Source organism: Mediterraneibacter sp. 210702-DFI.3.120, assembly GCF_020561005.1.
Lineage (GTDB): Bacteria > Bacillota > Clostridia > Lachnospirales > Lachnospiraceae > Mediterraneibacter > Mediterraneibacter faecis.
Window position 1 is genome coordinate 1 of sequence record NZ_JAJCNG010000083.1, and the last position, 458, is coordinate 458.

The 458-nt window shown below is 42.6% G+C and carries 1 protein-coding gene; it reads right to left on the bottom strand.

Going from position 1 to position 458, the window contains the following annotated elements; all coding sequences use genetic code 11:
* A partial coding sequence (locus tag LI162_RS15295; RefSeq protein ID WP_227156880.1) for a dihydrodipicolinate synthase family protein occupies positions 1-308 on the bottom strand: 308 nt, incomplete at its 3' end.
* Positions 309-458 lie beyond the last annotated feature (150 nt).

Below are 458 nucleotides of genomic sequence, written 5' to 3' on the forward strand. Positions count from 1 at the left end.
TACAGGTGGATGATGATGTCGATGTCAGCTCCCTCTGCAACATCTTTTACATACTCGAACGGTGCATCCGGGTTCATACCGAATCTCAGCCACATATGTGGTGGCATAAGAAGAATTCCGTCAGCTCCTGCTTCTTTCGCTTCTTTTGCCATCTCGATAGACTCTGCTGTGTTCTCGCAGTTAACACCGGAGATGATTGTCATAACGTCTCCACACTCTTCTGCACAGATCTCTACAACACGTTTTCTCTCTGCTCTTGTAAGCCCTGTAATCTCTCCTGTATGTCCGTTACATACAAGTCCGTCCATTCCTTTTCCGTAGAATGTTTTGATTCATCTTAAGTATGCTCTGAATTCTGGTTCGTTGATAGAATAGTCATCGTTAAGCGGTACTGATACTGCAGGGAAAATTGTCTTGAATGTTTTTACTTTTGCCATTTTTATTGTCTCCTTTTTCTT